At 68.5% G+C, this 19,823-nt stretch carries 15 protein-coding genes and 3 pseudogenes; 7 read left to right on the forward strand and 11 right to left on the reverse strand.

Annotated features, from left to right (window positions below; genetic code table 11):
• Window positions 1–93: 93 nt before the first annotated feature.
• Both gap and ACZ7L9_RS32570 read right to left on the reverse strand, forming a co-directional pair.
• The gene (gene gap, locus ACZ7L9_RS32565; RefSeq protein ID WP_471420909.1) at window positions 94–1,092 is read right to left on the reverse strand and encodes a type I glyceraldehyde-3-phosphate dehydrogenase; all 999 of its coding nucleotides are present in this window, start codon (window positions 1,090–1,092) and stop codon (window positions 94–96) included.
• Between the two features lie 104 nt (window positions 1,093–1,196).
• The gene (locus ACZ7L9_RS32570; RefSeq protein WP_471420911.1) at window positions 1,197–2,153 is read right to left on the reverse strand and encodes a GlxA family transcriptional regulator; all 957 of its coding nucleotides are present in this window, start codon (window positions 2,151–2,153) and stop codon (window positions 1,197–1,199) included.
• A 1,139-nt stretch (window positions 2,154–3,292) separates the two neighbouring features.
• Between ACZ7L9_RS32570 and ACZ7L9_RS32575 the strand changes: the two genes are divergently transcribed.
• On the forward strand, window positions 3,293–4,192 hold the full coding sequence (locus ACZ7L9_RS32575) for an NADP-dependent oxidoreductase (RefSeq protein WP_471420915.1): 900 nt from the start codon (window positions 3,293–3,295) through the stop codon (window positions 4,190–4,192).
• A 153-nt stretch (window positions 4,193–4,345) separates the two neighbouring features.
• Here ACZ7L9_RS32575 and ACZ7L9_RS32580 read toward each other — a convergent pair.
• Window positions 4,346–4,642 (reverse strand): annotated as a pseudogene (locus tag ACZ7L9_RS32580) (transposase); the annotation flags it as partial.
• Between the two features lie 512 nt (window positions 4,643–5,154).
• On the opposite strand from ACZ7L9_RS32580, the gene ACZ7L9_RS32585 reads away from it, so the two are divergent.
• The gene (locus ACZ7L9_RS32585) at window positions 5,155–6,924 is read left to right on the forward strand and encodes an alpha-L-fucosidase (RefSeq protein WP_471420917.1); all 1,770 of its coding nucleotides are present in this window, start codon (window positions 5,155–5,157) and stop codon (window positions 6,922–6,924) included.
• 376 nt (window positions 6,925–7,300) lie between these two features.
• Here the strand turns inward: ACZ7L9_RS32585 and ACZ7L9_RS32590 are convergent, their stop codons facing one another.
• Together ACZ7L9_RS32590 and ACZ7L9_RS32595 are read right to left on the reverse strand one after the other, a co-directional pair.
• Window positions 7,301–7,540 carry a hypothetical protein gene (locus ACZ7L9_RS32590; protein WP_471420918.1) on the reverse strand — a complete coding sequence of 80 codons (240 nt, stop codon included), beginning with the start codon at window positions 7,538–7,540 and terminating at the stop codon, window positions 7,301–7,303.
• An 11-nt stretch (window positions 7,541–7,551) separates the two neighbouring features.
• Window positions 7,552–8,718, reverse strand: coding sequence for an MFS transporter (locus ACZ7L9_RS32595; RefSeq protein ID WP_471420921.1), 1,167 nt, complete (start codon window positions 8,716–8,718; stop codon window positions 7,552–7,554).
• Between the two features lie 100 nt (window positions 8,719–8,818).
• Between ACZ7L9_RS32595 and ACZ7L9_RS32600 the strand changes: the two genes are divergently transcribed.
• Together ACZ7L9_RS32600 and ACZ7L9_RS32605 are read left to right on the forward strand one after the other, a co-directional pair.
• Window positions 8,819–9,751, forward strand: a complete 933-nt coding sequence (locus ACZ7L9_RS32600) for a LysR family transcriptional regulator (protein ID WP_471420923.1) — start codon at window positions 8,819–8,821, stop codon at window positions 9,749–9,751.
• A gap of 233 nt (window positions 9,752–9,984) precedes the next feature.
• Window positions 9,985–10,246, forward strand: a pseudogene (locus ACZ7L9_RS32605) (IS630 family transposase); the annotation flags it as partial.
• Between the two features lie 550 nt (window positions 10,247–10,796).
• Here ACZ7L9_RS32605 and ACZ7L9_RS32610 read toward each other — a convergent pair.
• The 3 genes from ACZ7L9_RS32610 to ACZ7L9_RS32620 all read right to left on the reverse strand — a co-directional run bounded on the left by ACZ7L9_RS32610 (window position 10,797) and on the right by ACZ7L9_RS32620 (window position 13,703).
• Window positions 10,797–11,483 (reverse strand): hypothetical protein, encoded by a 687-nt coding sequence (locus tag ACZ7L9_RS32610; RefSeq protein ID WP_471420924.1) that lies wholly within the window; start codon window positions 11,481–11,483, stop codon window positions 10,797–10,799.
• A gap of 196 nt (window positions 11,484–11,679) precedes the next feature.
• Window positions 11,680–12,720, reverse strand: coding sequence for a transposase (locus ACZ7L9_RS32615; protein WP_471420926.1), 1,041 nt, complete (start codon window positions 12,718–12,720; stop codon window positions 11,680–11,682).
• Between the two features lie 263 nt (window positions 12,721–12,983).
• On the reverse strand, window positions 12,984–13,703 hold the full coding sequence (locus tag ACZ7L9_RS32620; RefSeq protein ID WP_471420928.1) for a DUF1963 domain-containing protein: 720 nt from the start codon (window positions 13,701–13,703) through the stop codon (window positions 12,984–12,986).
• 237 nt (window positions 13,704–13,940) lie between these two features.
• Between ACZ7L9_RS32620 and ACZ7L9_RS32625 the strand changes: the two genes are divergently transcribed.
• Window positions 13,941–14,348: a transposase gene (locus ACZ7L9_RS32625; RefSeq protein WP_471420930.1), complete on the forward strand. Its 408-nt coding sequence runs from the start codon at window positions 13,941–13,943 to the stop codon at window positions 14,346–14,348.
• Between the two features lie 712 nt (window positions 14,349–15,060).
• Here ACZ7L9_RS32625 and ACZ7L9_RS32630 read toward each other — a convergent pair.
• Window positions 15,061–15,441 (reverse strand): annotated as a pseudogene (locus tag ACZ7L9_RS32630) (hypothetical protein); the annotation flags it as partial.
• 81 nt (window positions 15,442–15,522) lie between these two features.
• On the opposite strand from ACZ7L9_RS32630, the gene ACZ7L9_RS32635 reads away from it, so the two are divergent.
• Window positions 15,523–15,900, forward strand: a complete 378-nt coding sequence (locus ACZ7L9_RS32635) for a hypothetical protein (protein ID WP_471420932.1) — start codon at window positions 15,523–15,525, stop codon at window positions 15,898–15,900.
• A 428-nt stretch (window positions 15,901–16,328) separates the two neighbouring features.
• Here the strand turns inward: ACZ7L9_RS32635 and ACZ7L9_RS32640 are convergent, their stop codons facing one another.
• Both ACZ7L9_RS32640 and ACZ7L9_RS32645 read right to left on the reverse strand, forming a co-directional pair.
• Entirely contained in the window at window positions 16,329–17,087 is a 759-nt protein-coding gene (locus ACZ7L9_RS32640) for an SDR family oxidoreductase (RefSeq protein ID WP_471420933.1), read from the reverse strand.
• Window positions 17,084–17,776: an SDR family oxidoreductase gene (locus tag ACZ7L9_RS32645; RefSeq protein ID WP_471420935.1), complete on the reverse strand. Its 693-nt coding sequence runs from the start codon at window positions 17,774–17,776 to the stop codon at window positions 17,084–17,086. Before ACZ7L9_RS32645 ends, ACZ7L9_RS32640 begins: the two co-directional genes overlap by 4 nt.
• Before the next feature lie 912 nt (window positions 17,777–18,688).
• Here ACZ7L9_RS32645 and ACZ7L9_RS32650 point away from each other — a divergent pair.
• On the forward strand, window positions 18,689–19,516 hold the full coding sequence (locus ACZ7L9_RS32650) for an alpha/beta fold hydrolase (protein WP_471420938.1): 828 nt from the start codon (window positions 18,689–18,691) through the stop codon (window positions 19,514–19,516).
• Window positions 19,517–19,823 lie beyond the last annotated feature (307 nt).

Below are 19,823 nucleotides of genomic sequence, written 5' to 3' on the forward strand. Positions count from 1 at the left end.
CGGACAAGGCCAACCGGCTCCCGCCGGAGACCAGCAACCTCTCGCTCAACCTGACAATGCCCGCCGGAAGTGGGGTACCGCCCTGGCGTCCGGTCAGCGGGTGGCGAGGAGCTCGAGCGTATCGATCACGCGGTTCGAGAAGCCCCACTCGTTGTCGTACCAGGCGACCACCTTGACATGGCGGCCGTCGACGCGGGTGAGGACCGAGTCGAAGATCGACGAGGCCGGATTGCCCGTGATGTCGGACGACACGAGCGGGTCGTCCGAGTACTCGAGGATGCCGGCGAGCGGCCCCTCCGCCGCGGCGTGGTAAGCCGCCAGCACGTCCTCGCGCGTCACGTCGCGGGCGACGGTCGTGTTGAGTTCGACGATCGAGCCCACCGGAACCGGCACGCGGATCGAGTCGCCCGACAGCCTGCCGTCGAGGTTCGGCAGCACGAGGCCGATCGCCTTGGCGGCGCCGGTTGTGGTCGGCACGATGTTGACAGCGGCGGCGCGGGCGCGGCGGGCGTCGCGGTGCGGACCGTCCTGCAGGTTCTGCTCCTGTGTGTAGGCGTGCACCGTCGTCATGAAGCCGTGCTCGATGCCGGCAAGATCGTCGAGCACCGCGGCCAGCGGCGCAAGCGCGTTGGTCGTGCACGAGGCGTTCGAGACAATCGTGTGCACCGCCGGGTCGTACGCGTCGGTGTTGACGCCGAACGCGAGCGTGACATCGGCGCCGTCCGCCGGCGCGCTGATGAGTACCCTTTTCGCGCCCGCGTCGATGTGGGCGCGGGCGGCCGTGGCCGACGTGAAGCGGCCGGTCGCCTCGAGCACGATGTCGACGCCGAGCTCGGCCCATGGCAGCTGCGCCGGTTCACGCTCGGCGAGCACGGTGATGCGACGGCCGTCGACGACGAGGGCGTCCGCGTCGACATTCACCGGGCGACCGAGCCGGCCCGCCGTCGTGTCGTAGGCGAGCAGCCGCGCGAGGGTGGCGGGCTCCGTGAGGTCGTTGACGGCGACGACCTCGAGGTCGCTGTCGCGTTCGAGCAGCGCGCGCAGCACATTGCGTCCGATGCGGCCGAATCCGTTGATGGCGATGCGAGTCATGAGTGGTGTCCCTTCGGGTTCGCCATCAGGTTCGCGTGCAGCGTCCGCCGGTGACAGCGGCGTGATCGCCACGGTCCGAAAGGATCGCGCCACGTGGTGGCGGGCTACTCGCCCTGGGCGAAGGTGCGCCGGTACTCGCTCGGCGTGGTGCCGAGGATGCGATGGAAGTGCAGCCGCAGATTCGTACTGGTGCCGAGACCGACGTCGGCGGCGATCTGCTCGACGCTCCGCTGCGAACGCTCGAGCAGTTCGCGGGCCACGTCGATGCGGGCGCGCATGACCCACTGCATCGGCGTGTACCCCGTGTCCTCGACGAAGCGTCGCGAGAACGTGCGCGGCGACACCGCCGCATGCCGGGCGAGCGCTTCAAGCGTGAGGGACTCGCCGAGCCGGTGCAGCGCCCACTCTCGGGTGGCGGCGAACCGCTCGCCGAGCGGCTCGGGCACGCTGCGCGGCACGTACTGCGCCTGACCGCCGCTGCGGTAGGGGGCCGCCACCAGGCGCCTGGCCGCGTGGTTCGACGCGGCCACCCCGAGATCGCCGCGCAGAATGTGCAGGCACAGGTCGATGCCCGAGGCGGCGCCGGCCGACGTCAGCACCCTGCCCTCGTCGACGAACAGAACGTTCTCGTCGACCTGAACGAGCGGATGCTTCGCCGCGAGTGCCCGCGCGTAATGCCAGTGCGTTGTGGCGCGCTTGCCGTCGAGCAGGCCCGTGGCAGCGAGCGCGAAGGCGCCCGTCGAGATGGCGGCGAGCCGCGCGCCCCGATCGTGGGCGCCGATCAGCGCATCAACGACGGCCTGCGGCGGGTCGTCGCGGTCTGGGAACCGGTAGCCGGGGACGAAGACGATGTCGGCCCACGCAAGTGCATCGAGGCCGTGGGCGACGCCGTACGACAGGCCATCGCCTCCGGTCACGAGACCGGGTGTCGCCCCGCACAGCCGCACCTCGTACGGCATGCTCGCGCGGGTCGTGAACACCTGCGCGGGAATTCCGACATCGAGAGGCTTCGCACCCTCGAGCACGAGGACGGCGACGCGATACAGGCGGGAGGCTCGCACGGGAGAGAGGTTACGTGGGGTGTGCCTTCGATGCGCCCACTGCGTGGACCAGGCAGATGACGCCGGCCGGACCGTCTTCCCCGCCGCGGTCCACCGGCCGTCCCACCCTTCGCCCCGCCTCCAGCCGCTCTGAGAAGGACCCTGGCGGGGGGACGAGCCGCGCTTCCCCGAGACAGCAGTCTCCTCAGGCCCTATGGCGTTCCGCAGGAAGGGGCGCCTCGTCCCCCTGGTGCCGCTGCTAGTGCTCACCGCCCTCGGCTGCCTGCTCTACATCCTTCTCCGCTGAAAGCCGAGGCCACCATAAACGGCGGCGAACATACCGTGACCGAGCGCTTCAGCGGTGCCAGACCGCCCGGAATGCCCTGACAACGGAAGCTCAGGGCCTCGGACCTCACCGCTCCTGCCGCACCAGTAACAGCAGCACACTCAAACGGCCGACTCGAGTGCACTCTGGCCAGCTGAAAGCGCTCATGCCCTCCCTCCGCCTACGTCGTATGCGACCGGGCCATCGACCCCGGCCTGCAGCGGAAGATGGCATCGCGCTGCACCGACGCGCGCGAGTGGCAGACGGGCCACTCCCCGTTCGAGAGCGTCCGCGCAGCGGCAAGTGCTGTCGGCGTCCGTCCGTACGGTGGGAGGCCTGACGAGGTCCTCCGCTCCCGAGCCGGTGCCGGGGCCGGTGCCCATCCGGGTACTGCTGCCCGGGGACCAGGAGGTCGTCGCACACCTGTGATCCCGGCGGCAGGTCCACGATGGCCGGCTGTACGAGGTCGGCCTACCGGCGTACCGCAACGGCCCCGATGACGCGGTGGAGCCTGCCGAGTACCGGGTTTGGGGCCGGGCGCCTGAGCACGTAAGGCCGGTGGACGGTGTCTCGTACGACGCCGTGCCCACCGACTACCTGGAGCCGCCCACGGTCGTTGAGCAGGCGCTGGGGTCGCGCCGCCCACCCGGCTGGATACTGGCCAAGGCAGGCGGCCGGGGCGTGGTGCACGCTGTCTACTGCACGGAGGCTCCGGCCGGGGCGCCGGTTCAGGATCCCGAGGTCGGCACTGCTGCCTGCTTTGGGTTGCCGGCCCGTACCTCCCGGTCGGCAGGACTGAGTGAGAGGACAAAGATCTGCTGTGAAGGCGTGCGGAGTGTCCAGGGCCGAAAAGGAAGTCGCCCTGCTGGAGTTGCCCGAACCGTCATCTCCCGGGCCCGGTCAGATCCTGGTGGCGGTTGAGGCGGCCGGGGTCGGCCCGTGGGACCAACTGCTGAACGACGCTGGCTGGGACGTGGGGCTGCGCCCCCCGGCGGCGCTGGGAGTGGAGGGCGCGGGCAAGGTGCTGGCCGTCGGCGCGGGTGTCACCGGGTTTGCCGTAGGCGACCGGGTGCTCGCACACGAGGCCCCGCTGCCCGGGGGAAGCGGCTTCTGGGCCGAACGCGTTCTGATCAACGCGGATCACGCGGCAGCCTGCCCACCCGGGCTGGACGCCGTGCACGCGGCGGCGCTGCCGGTCAACGGACTCACCGCGTTGCAGGCCCTGGAGAAGCTGGACCTCAGCCGAGGACAGCGGCTCCTGATCACCAACGGAGGCGGAGCCACCGGAGCCCTGGCCATCCAGCTCGCCGCGGCCAAGGGCATCGAGGTGACCGCGACTGCGTCTGCTGCCGCCGCAGAGCGCCTGCTCGGTCTGGGAGCGATGGAGGTCGTCGACTACCACGACCCGAACTGGTCGGCCAAGGTACGCGGCGGGTTCGACGCCGCCCTCGTCATCGCCACCAGCACGGCGGACGCCGCCCTGCCTTTGGTGCGGGACGGCGGCCGACTGTGCTCCCTGACCTCGGACGCGCCTCCGGAGGAACGAGGCATCACGAGTTGGGACCTCTACGTCGAGCCCAACGCCGCGCAGCTTGTCCAGCTGGCGGAGCAGGCCGCAGCGGGAACCTTGAAACTCGCACCGGAACCCCTGCCGCTGAGCGAGGGACCGGCTGCGTTCGCCCGGGTGGTTACCGGACGGGCCGGCGGTAAGAAGATCGTGCTCACCCGAGCATGACCCGACCGGGCACCGCCCGATCCCGATGCTGGGCCGACGCATCCGGTCGGGCATGGTGGCGTCGTGACGACGAGGTCGAAGTGGCAGGCTGATCTGCCAGGAGGCGTGCCGGCGCGGCAGATCGTGCGTCTAGGCAGTACTGACTTCAGCGTTTTAGGGTCCGTCCGGTCTATCGAGAGCGAGGCCCGTTCCGGCGAGGAATCCGCCGAGGATGCCGTGCCGGTACTGGGGTGCCTTGAGCCGTCTGCGGAGCAGGGTTTCCAGGTCGGTGAGGGTGCGGGCGCCGAAGTTGGCCAGGCTCCGCTTGATGTGTGCCCACAGGCCCTCGACTGGGTTGAGGTCGGGCGCGTACCCGGGCAGCAGAACCACCGCCGGCCAATCCCGCTCGGCCACGAGCGCTTTCATCGTCTTCGAGGTGTGGGTGCTCAGCCGGTCCCACACCACGATCACTCGATTATGGAGAGGCAGGCGCAGACGTGTCGGCGTGAGCTGCTGGACCGTATGTTGATCTGGAACCAGCGCCACCTCTACCACGCTCTGCGGGAGTTCGAGCGGTTCTACACTCCCCTCTGCCCCATCGGGACATCGCGAACGCCTGGGCGGGATCCCCCATGAGTATGAACATGCCGCGTGACCTGGGCGGACGAGGTTACCGGCAAAGGCGGCGTCTTGATCAGGACGTCAGGGTGACTCACCGGCCGGTGCCGCCTGTCTCGACGCATTCCTGATACGGATTCAGCGGGCCCGGACGCTGAGGCTCACCCCGTCCGCGACCTGCCGACGTATACCTCCGATGATTTCAGTCCTTTCTCGCCGCAAGCACCCTTGACGGGCTTCATTAGGCAGCCTCAAGATCTATAGAACCGATGTTTGAGTGTTCAGTCGGATGCCCGGAGATCCCACTCACACACGGCTGCGGAAGCAGCGGAAGGACAGTGACGATGCACCACCAAGTCACCGGTTTGACCAGAAGTTTGAAGGCGGCGTTCGCGACAGCCGCCCTCGTGGCCGGTTGTGCTCTGGCCGCTGGCAGCCCGGCCCAGGCCAATCCAGCCCCCAAGCCCATCGATGCCTACCCCGCAGCGATCCCGCTGAGCACCGAAACGAACATCGCGAACTGGGAGAAGCTCCAGTTCGGCATGTTCGTGCACTGGGGCATGTTCTCCTCCTACGGTGGCTACTACAACGGGGTGCAGCAGACCATCGGCTACCCGGAGCAGATCAAGGCGTGGATGAACATCCCGACTTCCGACTACCTGGCCGGCGCGCACCGGTTCACCGCCGACAAGTTCGACGCTGCCCAGTGGTGCGCCACCGCCAAGGCGGCGGGTGCCAAGTACTTGGTGCTCACGTCGAAGCACCACGACGGCTTCGCCATGTGGGACACCGCGACCACCGACTACAACGTCGTCGCTCAGACACCGTTCGGCCGTGATCCGATCAAGGAGCTGAGCACCGCCTGTCGCGCTCAGGGCATGGGCTTCGGTCTGTACTTCTCCATCATCGACTGGACGTTGCAGACCCCCGAGCCGTACCAGAACCTCAACCCGATCCCCGACTCGATGATGCCGTACATCAAGTCGCAGCTGACCGAGTTGCTGACGAAGTACGGGCAGCTCGACGAACTGTGGTTCGACATGGGCAAGCCGACCGCTGCACAGAGCGCGGAGATGGCAGCGACGGTGCACCAGTTGCAGCCACAGACCATGGTCAACTCCCGGGTCTGGAACAACAAGGGCGACTTCGAGGTCGGCGGCGACAACTCGGTGCCGACCAGGCAGTTGCAGGCGCCGTGGCAGTCTGCCTACTCGATCTTCCCGATGTGCTGGGGCTACTGCACCTGGCCGAGCGCCGATCGCTCCGACGCCTCCAAGACGTCCAAGACCACCCAGCAGGTCAGGTCCCTGTTCACCGTGACATCGGGCGGTGGCAACTACCTGTTGAACGTCGGACCGCAGGGCAACGGTGCCATCGACGACTTCCAGGCCGGTGTGATGGCCGGAATCGGCGCCTGGAATGCACGCCACCCCAACGCCGTCGAGGGTGCCCGGCCGACGCTCTACGGCCGGATGTCCTGGGGCGACAGCACGATCAAGGGCAACGCGGTCTACCTCGGCGTGAGCAGCTGGCCGAACGGCGGTGGCGACATCAGGCTGCCCGGTATGGCCAGCACGATCCTCGACGTCACGGTGGACGGCGCGACTGACCAACTGCCGTACCGGATGGACGGCAACGATCTGGTGATCACCCTGCCGGCTCAGCCGACCGATGCCGACCTGTCGGTCATCAAGGTGCACACGGACGGTGCGCCGCTCGTGCGGCCGGCCGGCACCGCCGTCAGCGCGGACCGGCACTTCTCGATCGCCGCCGGTTCTCTGACCGGCCGGCTCTCACCCATCAACGGCGGCCGCAATGCGTCCTCCGTGACCGGGTGGCTGGCCGGCCAGGATGGCAACAGCGGTTGGAACGCGGCCAGGGTCACCGTGTCCGGCACGTTCAAGGCGGACACAAAGTACCGGATCACCCTCGGTGAGACGTCCGTGGTGGCCACTGGAGCGCAGCTGGCTGCCGGAGCGGTGGACGGCCTTCGCTACCGATCGCAGCGGATCACGCCGATCACGATCGCGCTGGCCGACCCCGACTACTTCGCTGATCCGTTGGGGGCGACCGTCACGGGCATCACTGTCGACGGCTACCGCGGGAACCCCCTGAGTGTCCGATCCCGGTGCTGACTTCCCTCCCGAGCCGGCACCGGGGTCCTCGCTCCGGCTCGTGAGCGCCGCGGGCGATGGGGTGCACCGCGCCCTCACCACCCGCGGCGTTCTTACGGCCCCGACGACGTTGCGCTTGCCGAATACCTCATCCGTGCTGGTCAGGCCGCATGTTGGTACTCGTGGAGAGTGCCGTCAAGCCGCGCTCGTCGTACGTCCGGACGGGCGATCTGGTCCGGGTCCTCGATCGGAGGGGCAGCAGGTGGAGGGGGCGGGCGTTCGCAAGGCCCGGGTGCGGCCTGTGCTCGTTGTCGAACGTCTCGAACTCGCGCAGGGCGTATTGGAGATGACGCTGATCCCCGATCAATATGCGGTCCAGCAATCCTCGCCCGCAGGTCTACACCCACCGCTCCGTGATCGAGTTCATTCTCGGCATCCGGAGGCCGCTGAGCACGACCTCGATACCCTCGTCCTGGAGCACCTGGTCGAACAACCGCGGGAACTTCCCGTCCCGGTCCCTGATCAGATTGCGCACCCGCCACCGCACCTCGTCCACCAGCCGCCGCCGACCCGGCGACCTGCGACTCACGCCCGCAGGCAGCAACGACTCCAGCACCGACCACTGTTCACCTGTCACCCCGGGACATGTCACGGCGTACGGCGTCGCGTCGGCCGCTCGACCTGATGCGCACCGAACCCGGCGTGGGCGAGGGCGAGCAGCGTGACGGCCGCCAGCAGCACCGGCGTCGTCGTGACGTGGCCGAGGAGCGTGAGGACGTACGGAGTGAACATGCCGAGGTACGCCACCGTCCAGAACCGGGCCGTCCAGCGGGCGAGCTGGTGAGGCGGGGCGAGGGCCGCTGTCCGGGTGAGACCGTAGGTGAGGGCCAGTCCGTAGCCCGCGCCGAGAACGATCGCGGCGAGGAGGGCGAGGGGCTCGCTCTCCGTCGCGGCGGCGACGGCGGCGGTCGCCGTGCCGGCCGCTACGACCAGGAGGCCCTCGGTGGGCGTGGACCGGGCGCGTCGTGCGGTGAGCAGACCGGTACCGGGGACGACGGCCGTCGCGACGCCCGTGAGGATCAGGCCGGTGTGGAGGGTGCTCGGCAGCGTGACGAAGCCGATGGTAGGGGCCGTAAAGACCCAGGGCGCCAGCGGCAGCACCGTACGCCGGAAGCGGTGGCCGGTGTGTTCGTGGGCGGCTTCGGAGCTCTGGGCAGGGGCCGACCTGGCCGTCTCCGGTGCGGCCAGCGCGAGCCACCCCGCCGCCGCCCCGAGGACGACGTGCGGAACGTACGCCGTCACCATCGGCCAGGGAGCCCACTGCGCGATGAGCGCCGCCGCGAAGCCGCCCGTCGCGAAGCCCGCGGAGACGAACAGGCCGGGGCGGCGCGGCGAGCCGGAGAGTTCCTTGATCCAGGCGCTGCCGGCGGCCAGCAGCGCGCCCGCGCTGACACCGGTCAGGAAGCGCCCGGGCAGCAACAGCCAGGTATGGCTCCACGCGCCGCCGGCCATCAGGAGCAGGGTGGACAGGACGTTGAGAGCGAGGGCCGCGAGCGCCACCCGGCGCCGCCCCTTGCGGTCCGCGAGCGGGCCCGCGATCAGCAGCGCCGGGATCAGACCGACGACGTACACCGCGAACAGGCCGGTCACCGTCGACTCGGTGAGGCCGAGGTGGCTGCGGTAGGCGCCGAGCAGGGCCGAGAACTGGTTGGCGCTCCAGCCGGAGGCCAGCATGATCCAGGCGGCGCCGGCGCCCGGGGTGCCGGTGTCCACGGGGACGGCGGCGACAGAAGCGGTGACAGGTGGTGCGGTCATGCTCCCATTCGTACGTGTCCGACCGTTCGGCCCGCGCCGTACGTTCACGATTCGTAAACGGCCCGCGCAGCCTGCCCGGCTCCCCGTCTACCCTGGTCGTATGGCGCTTGACCTGCGGCTGCTGTCGTCGTTCCTGGCGGTCGTCGAGGAGGGACACTTCGGACGGGCCGCAGTGCGGCTCTTCCTGTCGCCGCCCGCCGTCACCCAGCACGTGCGCCGCCTGGAGAGCCAGGTCGGCGCGCGGCTCCTCGACCGGTCCGGCTCCCCCGTCGTGCCGACGGCCGCCGGGGTGCGGCTCGCCAGACACGCGCGCACGCTCCTCGACGCCGCGAACGCCGCGCTCGATGACCTGGCGGATGTCACGCAGGAGGCGGACGGCGGGCGGCCGCTGCGGGTGGGCATCATGGGGCACGGTTCGGCGGAGCTGACGCCCGCGGCCATCAACGCCTACCGGCGGGCCCGGCCCGAGGTGCGGGTGCAGATCCGGCAGCTGGACTTCACGGAGCACGTGACCGCGCTGGTGGAGGACCGGGTGGACGTGGCTTTCGTGCGGCCGAGCCCGCACGACGAGCGGCTCATAGCGGACGTCCTCACCACCGAGCAGCGGATCGTCGTCGTGCACGAGCGGTCGCCGCTGGCCGACGCCCGGATGTCCGGGGTCGGCGTCGCGGACCTCACCGACCTGCCGCTGTTCCGTGTCCCGGGGCACACCCCTCACACGTTCACCGAGTATCTGTACTTCGACGACCGCGCCCAGCGCCGCAGCTCCGAGTTCGCCGTCACCCCGCAGGAGGTGCTGACCGGGGTCGTCACCGGGCGGGCCGCGGGCTCTGGCCTGCGCTCCTTCGCGCGGTACTACGCGTGGCCGGGCGCCGTCTTCGTACCCGTCCTCGATGCTCCGTGGGAGAGCAGCTATCTCGCGGTGCGGGCCGGTGACGACAACCCGGAGGTGCGGATCTTCCGGGCGCTCGCGGTGGCCCTCGCGAAGGACATGGGCCCCGGGATCAACTCCCTTCTGCTGGGCTCCCGTTGACGAGTGCGGTCACAGCGCGGGCGTTCCAGCCGTAGATCACGGAAGAGTGATGAGACCCGCCTCGCGCCGGCCTCGGAGGCCGGGCCGGCAGTGGTACCGCCCGGCTAGGACCTGTCCGGTGGCGCTGCCGCGGAGGGCTGCGGGCCTGCGAGGTGGCGGGCGCGGTCGGCGAGGGCGGCAGCGTGCGCTGGGGCTCTCCAGTTGAGCGGCACCATCGCTTCGCGGGCGAGGAACTGTCGATCCGGCCCTGCCATGGCTCCGGCTGGGCCGGAGAGAAGAAACCTGACCGGTTGCCGGCCACGTATCACCGCACCCACGGCGTCCGGTACTTCCACAGCTGCTACTCCCTTGGCGATAACCAGCTATGGGGCGTGACCCGCCGCCGCAAAGGAGGGTCACGCCTTGGCCGCGTTGAAGTCGATCCGGGCCGCCCGCCCTGATGAGGCTCCCATCTACGTGATCATGGACAACCTGTCGGCGAACAAGAACCAGGACCGCGCCCACCGCCTGCGCGTACCCGGCGACCTTGACGACCTGGTCGTGCCGGTCGTCCGTCGTGCCGCAGTGGACACGGCCCCGGATCAGGGTGGTGGTGCGTGCGCGGTGCCAGTTCTTCGTATCCAGCACCACCACCGCTGTTGTGCGACATCCCGCAAGTTCCTCTGAGCTCCGCTGAGAGCTTGCCCCTGTGGCCAGGGGCTTCTTGCTCCGTCGGATGCTCTTCCGTCCGGTGACGGAACTTCTGGGTTCTTGAACCTTTCTCGTCTTGTCCGACCGATCCGTGGTCTGAGCGAAGGCGAGGAGGCTCGGGCTGGCAGCACTGGCAGTCGCAAGAGGCCCTCGCAAGCATCAGGCACCGGCAGGCCGCCCGCGATCCGGCCCGGCGGCGATGACGTCTCCTGCGCGGGGCGATGGCCGGTGGGACCAGCAGCCGTCGACCTCGTCCAGGGAACGACCGCTGATCGCCGCACAGAGGTGACTGGTCTTGCGCTCGGCGACACTGAGCCCGCGCAGATGAACTTAGTTTCTGCCGTTCCTGGGGAAGCTATTTGATCTTCGCGGCGATGGTCTGGACGAACTCAGGGAGCACATCGTCCCGCCAGACGAAAGGTGCTGGGGCCGGCACGCCCTTGAAAGTCACGCTGGTCTGCCCGCCTACGGCGAACAGCAGCGGGCCTTTGCGGCAAGTCCAACTGCCCTCGTAGAGCCCCGCGATGACACAGTGATCCGCGCCCCTCGCACCCTGGTTGGTATTGGTTCCTGACCCGACGCGATCGTCGTAGCCGACAATCAACTTGGGGTCGGCCACGGCCTCGATGCGGAACCAGAACTGGGTAGCGGCGTAGGTCTCGCCCGGAAGGCGCATGCTGTAGAGGCACTGACCGGACTCGGACCTGTCACTCTCTTTCCACGAGGAGTCCGCAGCGAAGTCCTTGATCGACAAGGCGTTGATCGGGCGGCTCTCCTGTTCGATGTTCTCGGCGCCAGGGAAGATCGCCTTGATCTCCTCCCGGTCCACGAACGAACACGCGTCCGGCCACTGATTCGGGGCCAGGATTGCCCCACCCTTGAGCGCAGGAAGGTTGATCGTCGCATCTCGGGGGGCGGCCTTGCCTATCGCGACATCACCCTCGGACGACATGTTTGTAGCGACCAGGAGCGTCAGCAGGACGACATTCGAGATCAGCAGGACGCCCATCAGAGTGAGCACCGTGGCTCTGTTCTTCCGCATGGCGGCCGATTCTCCCCGAGGAGCGAGCTGATCGTCGACCGCATCCGCTACACCGAGGCATCCCGCTGCCGGGAGATCCCGGACACAGCCGCAGAGCAAGACCGGCCATCGGTTCCCGTGAACCCAAGGGCCAGAGCCGTCGGACAAGGCTGAAGACCAATGAGTTCGCCCCAACGCTCCTTCAGTTCGCACGAACTCATGGGCCTCGCGGGGCGCCAGTAAGAACCGTGTCACCGATCCTGCTGGCCAATTCCGGGCTATGCGGCGAGGGAGAGGTCGAGGCGGGCGAGGTGCCCGGTCCGGGTGCGGTCGAGCTGATGTGGACCTTGTACCCGGTCCACCAGGAGCCTTGCTTGAGGCCGTAGCGTGCGTCGGTGTCGTAGGGAGAGGCGAGGCGGAGCCTCCCGGGCAGGAGATCCTCGCTCTCCCGCCGCTTCACCTCCGTCCCCGCCTCGGTGACGGTGCGGTGGTAGTTCTGCATCCACACCGTGCGCAGAACCCGTAACGCCGGCAGATCGCGCAGCCACACCGGCGCGGGCGAGTGGACCGCTTCCAGGAGTGCGAATCCGTCCCGGCCGTAGACCAGGGCCATCTCCGCGCGCTTGGCCTTCGAGGCAGGCGGGTGCCACGAGTCGGTTCGCGGCCCGTACCGTTCGGCCCACTCCCGAACCGGCACCGCATCGGCCAGCCAGTCCGGGGCGGCACAGGCCAGAGCCTCCAGCGCGGCCCGCATCGTCTCCCCGGCGAGTTCCAGCCGGTTCAGGTCCCGGACCGCGGCCAAGACCCGGGTGGAGTCGGTGCGCTGCTTGCCACCGGCCTTCACCAGGCCCCGGTCCCTCAGCGAGGACAGCAGGAGTTCGAATGCCTTCTCCTCCAGTCTGTGCTCCACCAGACGGGCGCGGAACTCCGACAGGACCGAGGCATCGAACCCGGGATCGTCCAGCTCCAGGCCCAGCGCGTACTTGAAGTCCATGCCGTAGCGGACGCGATGCGCCGCCGCACGGTCGGTGAGATTCTCTACGAACTGCAGCACCGTCACCAGGGCGAGCTGGCCCGGCGACCAGCCCGGCCGCCCCCTTTCTGCGAACGCCTCGGCGAACTCGGTGTCCGGGAACAGCTCGCCCAGCTCATCGCGGACCCGCATCGCCAGCGGATACGGCCCACGCGCTGCGACCGCGCGAGCCACCTGCGCGGTCAGCTCCGGCACCTGCGGCCAAGGCCGCGACTGCATCGACATCCAGCACCCCACCCGCGACCGGAACGGCAAAACGGCCGCCACCCTGGCCAACGAGCCATCACACCGGACGGCACGGATGGCTATGTTGGTGATAGCCGAGAGCGGGTGTCGGTGAGTGACGAGAGCACCATGTCCCGCTGGATGTCGATGTCGGTGACTTTTAAGAGCGTCCTGATGCTTGACTTTGTCGAGTTGTTATACCGTCCGTCGGTACGGAGACCGCTGTGTGTGCGGGCGGGCGCCTGGTTGCGGTCCTCTGCCAGTCACGAGCAGTCGAACCAGTGCCCGATGGGGCGGTCCGGGCAGGCTCGGCAGTCGAAGATGTACACGCCTCCGACGTCGCCGAGGCACAGGCCTGCGGGATTGTCCGCGGCTTCTGTCCAACCGCTGTCGGTTCTGTCCTCCACCGGCAGCCACGTACGCCAGGACTCTCCGTCGAATTCCTCGCTCGCGACGGTCAGCAAGTGCTCCATGCGGCCACCGCAGGCTTCGCAGTCGGGCCAGCAGGGTTCCTGTGTCCAGCCGGGGTAGCCGCCCAGCTTGATCCCGGGCGCCTCAGCCAAGTGATACGAGTAGTAGAGGCCGGTCGTTGCCTTCAGCTCCTCGAAACGGGCCTGCAACGCGTCATGTGTGTCCCGGGAAAGGTCCCAGCTGGGGTACTCGGTCACCTGCTCCGGGTGGACCACACACGGGTCCGGATACCAGTCCTTCGGGAGGACTTCCACCGGCTCCGGAGTCGGCAGTATGTCTTTGATGGCACCGGAGTCCCTCCAGTGCACCTGCGGCAGGGGGTAGCAGTACTCGCCGTGCGCATAAGGGCACCACAGCACCTGCAGCAGGTCGGTTCCCTCTGGGAAGGGGACTCCAGGTGCGTCGGCCTGGCGGACCTGGACGATGGGAACCATGGGCACGGCAGCCTGGAGCTCGCTCACGGTGTCGGGGTCGAAGTGCTCCTCCATGCAGACCGGCCATGGCTCTGCCACAGGCCACAGCAGCGGCCCTCCAACGGAACTGTCGTAGCAGGAAGGAGAGCCGGCGCGCGGGTGAAGGCGGACGGACTCACGGCGGAAGGGGACCAGCTCAGGGAAGAGCTTTTCCACGTCCACGGGACGGGCAGGGGTGCGACGGATCATGCATCGGACTCTAGGACCGGGGACTGACAGCCAACCCACCCGGCCCCGCGATCCCCCATTTCAGGCTTCCCCCGTCGCCGCGAGCAGGTGTTCAGGGCGACACGACGCACGGGCGCTCTCAAAACTTGCTGGCTCACCCGCCACCCCGTCGCCCTGAGCGAGGAAGACCGCGTTGGCCTCAAGGACGTCCTGACCCGCTGTCCCGCACTGGACACGGCCGCCGGACACGTCCGCGATTTCGGCGAGATGCTCACCGGCCGCCTCGGTGCCACGCTTCCTGCCTGGATCGACGCAGTTGAAGCCAGTCGGCTGCCCGGGCTCACGGGCCTCGCCCTTCACCTGCTCCGAGATCTCGACGCCGTGACCGCCGGCCTCACCCTGGACTGGAACTCGGGCAGCATCGAAGGCGCCGTGAACCGCATCAAAATGATCAAGAGACAGCTCTACGGCCGAGCCGGCTTCCACCTGCTCCGGAAGATGATCCTGCTGCAGTAGCCCGGAAGCAGTCTCTTGCTGATGCGAGCTCGGCGGGCTAGAACTTCGTGTGATCACTTTTGTGTGTGCCGCCTGCGCCCGCCCTCTGACCAGGGCTGTGGAGTTGTCCAAGACCCTGGTCAGGCCAGAGTTCGACGGGCAAATCGGACCCGACGGGTATCGCCGGGCCCCCGCCACGATGCACATGGGGTGCTACGCCCTGGAGCCCGAGCCATGGGGAGCCCCGTTCCTGCCGACCGACGAACCCGTCGCGGCGTTTCCCGGCGGGCCTTGTGTCGGCAATCCGAACGGGGACGGGTTCCTGGCTTCCGCGGGCCCCCGAAACACAATCGTTCTTCATCCCGACGACGCACCAGACCTACTGCCCGACCTTGAGGGAGACCACACAGGCTGCTGCGGCTGGCATGGCCAGAGCGGCCTGAACCGGCTGTGCCCATGTGGTGCTGTCGTAGGAACAGAAATCAGCGAGTGTTACACCGCGTACGAACTCCACCTCGACCCAGCACAGGTCCATGAGCTGGATGCCAGCCTCGTCGGACCACCGTCAAAGTTTGGTGAGGCAGAACATTAGGCATGGAGCCGGGCCCCGACCTCCCACATCATCGAACGCCACGATGACTCTCCGCGATCGCTCCCCAAGATCTGTGCCAGAACCCAAAACTCGGCAACATTTTGACGCCTCGGGTTCAGCAGCCGCTCTCCACATCTAGAGGTAGTGCCAGCGGGTGCCGTCCGGGGCGGTGACGGCGGTCAGCTTGTCTTCTGCGTCCCAGGCGTAGCGCCAGGTATCTGGTTTGTGGGACAGGCGTGTTTTCCGACGCAGGGTAATGCGGCCGTGGGCGCCGTGTTCGTAGCGGACGTTCCCTGCGCGGGTGATACGGGTGCCGGTGTAGTCGCGTGAGCCGGTGGCTTCGTGGCCCGGAAAGCCGCTCGGCCAGAAGGCTGAGGTCTGGTTCCCCATGGCGTCATAGACGTAGTTCTCGCTCCACGTCGTTGCGTGAACGGCAGTGACCCGGCCGGTCGCGTCGAGGTCGTAGCGCCGGGATCCGGTCGCCCGGTCCTTGGTGCCCGTCAGGTGGCCGTCGGAGGAATGGTCAAGACCCGTGGATCGGTGTGTCACGCGACTTGAGCATCACCTCCTGATTCGCGGGGCGTTCGACAGTATCGTCCAGACATGGACACCACTGCTTCACCCCGCGTCCTCGTCATCGGGCTTGATCCGTATCGGGTGCCCGGGCCATGGGATCCCGAGCCGGTAGCCAAGGCGATCGAGGCGGGACTGACCAAGTTCGCCGAACACGGCATGGGCGTCGAGACCTGCCTAATCGGCCTTGATGGAAGTGACGACGTGGAAGCGGTCGTCGGAAATGCGCTGCGAGCCCATCCGTGGGAGTGCGTCACCGTCGGCGGTGGCCTGCGGCACTCAGACGATCAAGTTGAACTCCTCGAGCAAGTAATCAACCTGGTTCGGCGGCACGCACCCGATGCGGCCATCGCGTTCAGCAACACCCCAGCCACTACCTACGAGGCCGCTGCCCGTTGGATCGAGTGACGACAGTGAACTACGGGACTTGAGCGTCACCTCCCGACTCGTCTTCGGGACGCTCGACAAGCTGGCCGCGCTCGAAACCTCCTCCTCCCAGGTTGTGGCCCAGACCAGCTCGCACGGCAGTGCCGCGAGCCGAGGCCCGACACGCGGGTCGAGCCGTGTCAGGTGCGAATCTGACGCGGTGCCCGATGGCTCGCACTGCGGGCCGTCGCCGAACGGCAGGAGAGATCCGTCGACGTCCAGGAACAGCAGCGGGCGTTCTTTGCGCTCACTCATGCCGCGGCGTCCTGCTCACGTTCGACCAGGACGCCGCACTCGAAGCGGGCGCCGCTGCGGACGAGGGCGACGAGGTGGGGGTCGGGAAGGGCGCCACGGCGCCCGGACGACGGCCGACGGCACGGCCAGGAGTCCGCGGTCCCTTCTTTGTGCTGTCAGCCGACGAACTGCTGGCCGCCGTCGATGTCGTAGGTTGCGCCGGTGAGTGCCGTGTTGGTCATGATGTGGACGGCGAGCGCCGCCACGTCGGCCGGTTCGACGACGCGGCCGATCGGCAACGTGGTGCGCAGTTCCTCGCGACGGGCGCCGAGTCCGTCACCGAGAAGCCCGGCCGACAACGGTGTGTCGACGAAGCCGGCGGCAATCAGGTTGATCCGGACCGGTGCGAGCTCGAGCGCGAGACTGGCGGTGAGCGCGGGCAGCGCGGCGGTGACCGCGGGCGCGATCCCCAGGCCGGCACGGGTCCGCCGGGCGCCCGTGCCGCCGAGGAGCAGCAGCGTGCCGCCCGGTCGGACGATTCCGGCGCAGTGGCGTGCGACCTCCAGCGCGAGCACCATGTGCTCGCTGATCGCCCGGCGCGCCTGATCGCGGTCCATGTCCAGGAGACGCCCGTAGGTCGGGTGTCCGGCCGTGACCATCACGTGGTCGATCGGCCTGGGCAACTCCTGGAAGAACTGCTGAAGCCGCGCCGGGTCGTTGACGTCGAAGGCGGTGGTGCTGAGTGCTTCGACCTCCGTGGCCGCGGTGCGCAGCCGTTCGGGGTCCCGTCCGGTGAGGATGACCGTGGCGCCCTCGGCGTGGGCCTGCGCGGCGGTCGCCAGCCCGATGCCGGCGCTCCCGCCGATGACGACGAGGGTCTGTCCGAGCAGGGCCGGCTCACGGGGGTTGTGCGCCGCCGAGACTTCCGGACTCATGCATCGCTCCCCGGCGGTTGCGACAGGGCGTGTTTGACCTGCCTGGTCCGCTCGTCGGTGAGGACCTCCACCCGGTCGTTCGCCAGGGCTTCCATGGTCTGCTCCGCGACGTCGGCCGCGTCGATCTTCGGTGCATCCGTGAAGGAGCTGAGTTCCGTCTCCACGAAACCGGCATGGACGCCGATCACGAGCGTCCCCTGTTCGCGCAGGCCGTCTCGCAGGGCGCCCGTCAATGACCACTGGGCGGCCTTGGAGGCGGCATATCCCGGGTAGTCCGGCCGCGAGGCCCAGGAGGCGGCCGACAGCATGTTCACCAGTGCGCCGCCGCCATTGCGGGCAAGGACGGGGGCGAAGGCGCGGGAGACGGCCCAGGTGCCGAAGAAGTTGACGTCCATCGCCTGGCGTGCGGCGTCGAAGGAGCCTGTCAGCAGCTTGGTGCTGAATCCTCCGACACCGGCGTTGTTGATCACAATGGTGACGTCCCCCGCGGCGGCGGCTGCCGCGGCAATCTCCTCGGGCCTGGTGACGTCCAGACGCACCGGAGTGAGGTCTTCATCGCTCACGCCGGCCGGATCGCGGACGGCGGCGTAGACCTTGGCTGCTCCGTGGTCGATCAGCGCGCGAGCGAATGCGCGGCCGATGCCGCGATTGGCTCCTGTCACCAGGGCGACCGATCCCTTGATCTCCATCGCGCTTCCTTCCTGCCGGTGCCTGCCGTACCTGGTGGGCACCCTGGGCGATGCAGGCCGGGCGATGCAGACGTACGTATCAGCACACCCGTGGAGCACGTCTTTTCCACTGCCAGCCTGCACCGGATGCCGTGGTTGTGCATGTGAACGGGTTCTTCGCAGCTCAGGAAGCATCAGAGCCAGTCCGTGGCGCTCACACACGGAATCGAATAGCCGGGGTCGTCCGACAGGCCCGGGGATCACGAGGCGCCAGGGGTGAGAGGGGGCGTGGTTGATCCCGTTCCCGCAGCCGGTGCCAGCGGGCCAGGCCACAGAGACTGCGACCGGCCGACAACAACGTGCCGACTCCGATGTGGGTTTGGCGGCGGTGGACCTGATCAGCGACGGCATCCAGCGCACCGCCCGCTGGGCAGGCGTCCCGCAGAAGTACAACGCCACCGTCAGCCGGGCCTGAGTCGAGCTCGTGGGTCACCATGCGGGCCGGCCGGGCACCGCCGGCTTCGAGGCTTTCGGCTGCCCCCCGCTTTCGCTGACCCGCGTTGCTCGGATGGGCGTTGAGGCCGCCCAGTACGACATGGCGGTCCTCGCCGCAACTTCATGATGCAGGAGTGTGACGGCTGCGCGAAGCTGGAAGTCGAGCCGGGCGCGGACGCCATGGTGGGTGCGACTCTCGTCGGGTCCAGTGTTCGCGACCTCGTCTACGCGGCGACGCAGCGACCACGGCTGTCGTCGTCTCGGGTGGCGCTGTCCGTGCTGCGGCACGTTGCGGCCGGCTGCCCGCCGGGCCAAGTCCTGCCCCAGCTGCTGGAGGCACAACTCCGCATTCCGCGCCCAAAGTCCCGGGGAGTCCCGGCCGGCCGCCGACCGCCATGTCCGTTGCCGATGCGATCGCGATCGTGAGGAACCCACGCCATGCCTTTCATCACCGCGCAGGACGGTACGGAGATCTTCTACAAGGACTGGGGCTCCGGTCAGCCGGTCGTGTTCAGCCACGGCTGGCCGCTGACCGCCGACGCGTGGGACCCTCAGGCGAAACTGGTCGCGGACAACGGCTTCCGCGCGATCGCCCACGACCGGCGCGGGGGCGGGCGCTCCGGTCAGCCCTGGAACGGAAACGACCTCGACACCTATGCCGAGGACCTGGCGTCCCTGATCGAGACCCTGGATCTGCGGGACATCATCCTGGTGGGCCACTCGACCGGTGGCGGTGAGGTGACCCGCTACATTGGCAAGCACGGCACCGAACGGGTCGCCAAGGCCGTCCTGCTCGGCGCGATCCCGCCGTTGATGCTGAAGACGCCGGAGAACCCCGAGGGACTGCCGATCGAGGTCTTCGACGACATCCGCAACGGCGTGGCAAACGACCGCTCGCAGTTCTACCAGGACCTCGGTGTGGCCTTCTTCGGCGCCAACCGTCCCGGATCGACGGTGACGCAGGGCACCCGCGACGCGTTCTGGCTGTGGTCCATGTCCGTGGGCATCAAGGGCGCGTACGACTGCGTCAAGGCGTTTTCCGAGACCGACCTCACTGAGGACCTCAAGCGGTTCGACATCCCCACCCTGATCGTGCACGGTGACGACGACCAGATCGTCCCCATCGTGGCCGCGGCCGCCAAGTCCTCGAAGCTGGTCAAGGGCTCGACCTTCAAGGTTTACCAGGATGCCCCGCACGGCCTGTCGATGGTCCCCGAGTTCGCCGATCAGTTCAACTCCGACCTGCTGACCTTCGCCCGCGACTGACGGCGTCATCCCACTCGGCAACCGACATCCGCAGCCTCCGACCTTCCCGGCAGCCCACCGTGATGCGCCGGCCTCCACACCCGTCTCGCCGCAGGGAACCCCGCGGCATCGCTCGGACACGTCCTGGTCGACGACTACCCGGAGCTCGTGGCGGCACGCTGTCGTCCGAACACCTTGCTCGCCACTGCCGACGACCGGCGAGGGCCAAAGGTCTTCCGACTCGAAGACGGTGAAGCCGGCTCTCGGCACGCACCATCAAGCGCCGACTCGCCAGCGTCTCCGGTCTGTTCGGCTACCTGACGACCCG

The organism is Streptomyces sp. NPDC111516, from assembly GCF_055635345.1.

Excerpts from the sequence above, each read along its gene's own strand:
- ACZ7L9_RS32635 (WP_471420932.1), top strand. The coding sequence starts at position 15,523 with ATGGACACCACTGCTTCACCCCGCGTCCTCGTCATCGGGCTTGATCCG.
- ACZ7L9_RS32645 (WP_471420935.1), bottom strand. The coding sequence starts at position 17,776 with ATGGAGATCAAGGGATCGGTCGCCCTGGTGACAGGAGCCAATCGCGGC.
- gap (WP_471420909.1), bottom strand. The coding sequence starts at position 1,092 with ATGACTCGCATCGCCATCAACGGATTCGGCCGCATCGGACGCAATGTG.
- ACZ7L9_RS32615 (WP_471420926.1), bottom strand. The coding sequence starts at position 12,720 with ATGTCGATGCAGTCGCGGCCTTGGCCGCAGGTGCCGGAGCTGACCGCG.
- ACZ7L9_RS32610 (WP_471420924.1), bottom strand. The coding sequence starts at position 11,483 with ATGCGGAAGAACAGAGCCACGGTGCTCACTCTGATGGGCGTCCTGCTG.
- ACZ7L9_RS32650 (WP_471420938.1), top strand. The coding sequence starts at position 18,689 with ATGCCTTTCATCACCGCGCAGGACGGTACGGAGATCTTCTACAAGGAC.
- ACZ7L9_RS32595 (WP_471420921.1), bottom strand. The coding sequence starts at position 8,718 with ATGACCGCACCACCTGTCACCGCTTCTGTCGCCGCCGTCCCCGTGGAC.
- ACZ7L9_RS32640 (WP_471420933.1), bottom strand. The coding sequence starts at position 17,087 with ATGAGTCCGGAAGTCTCGGCGGCGCACAACCCCCGTGAGCCGGCCCTG.
- ACZ7L9_RS32600 (WP_471420923.1), top strand. The coding sequence starts at position 8,819 with ATGGCGCTTGACCTGCGGCTGCTGTCGTCGTTCCTGGCGGTCGTCGAG.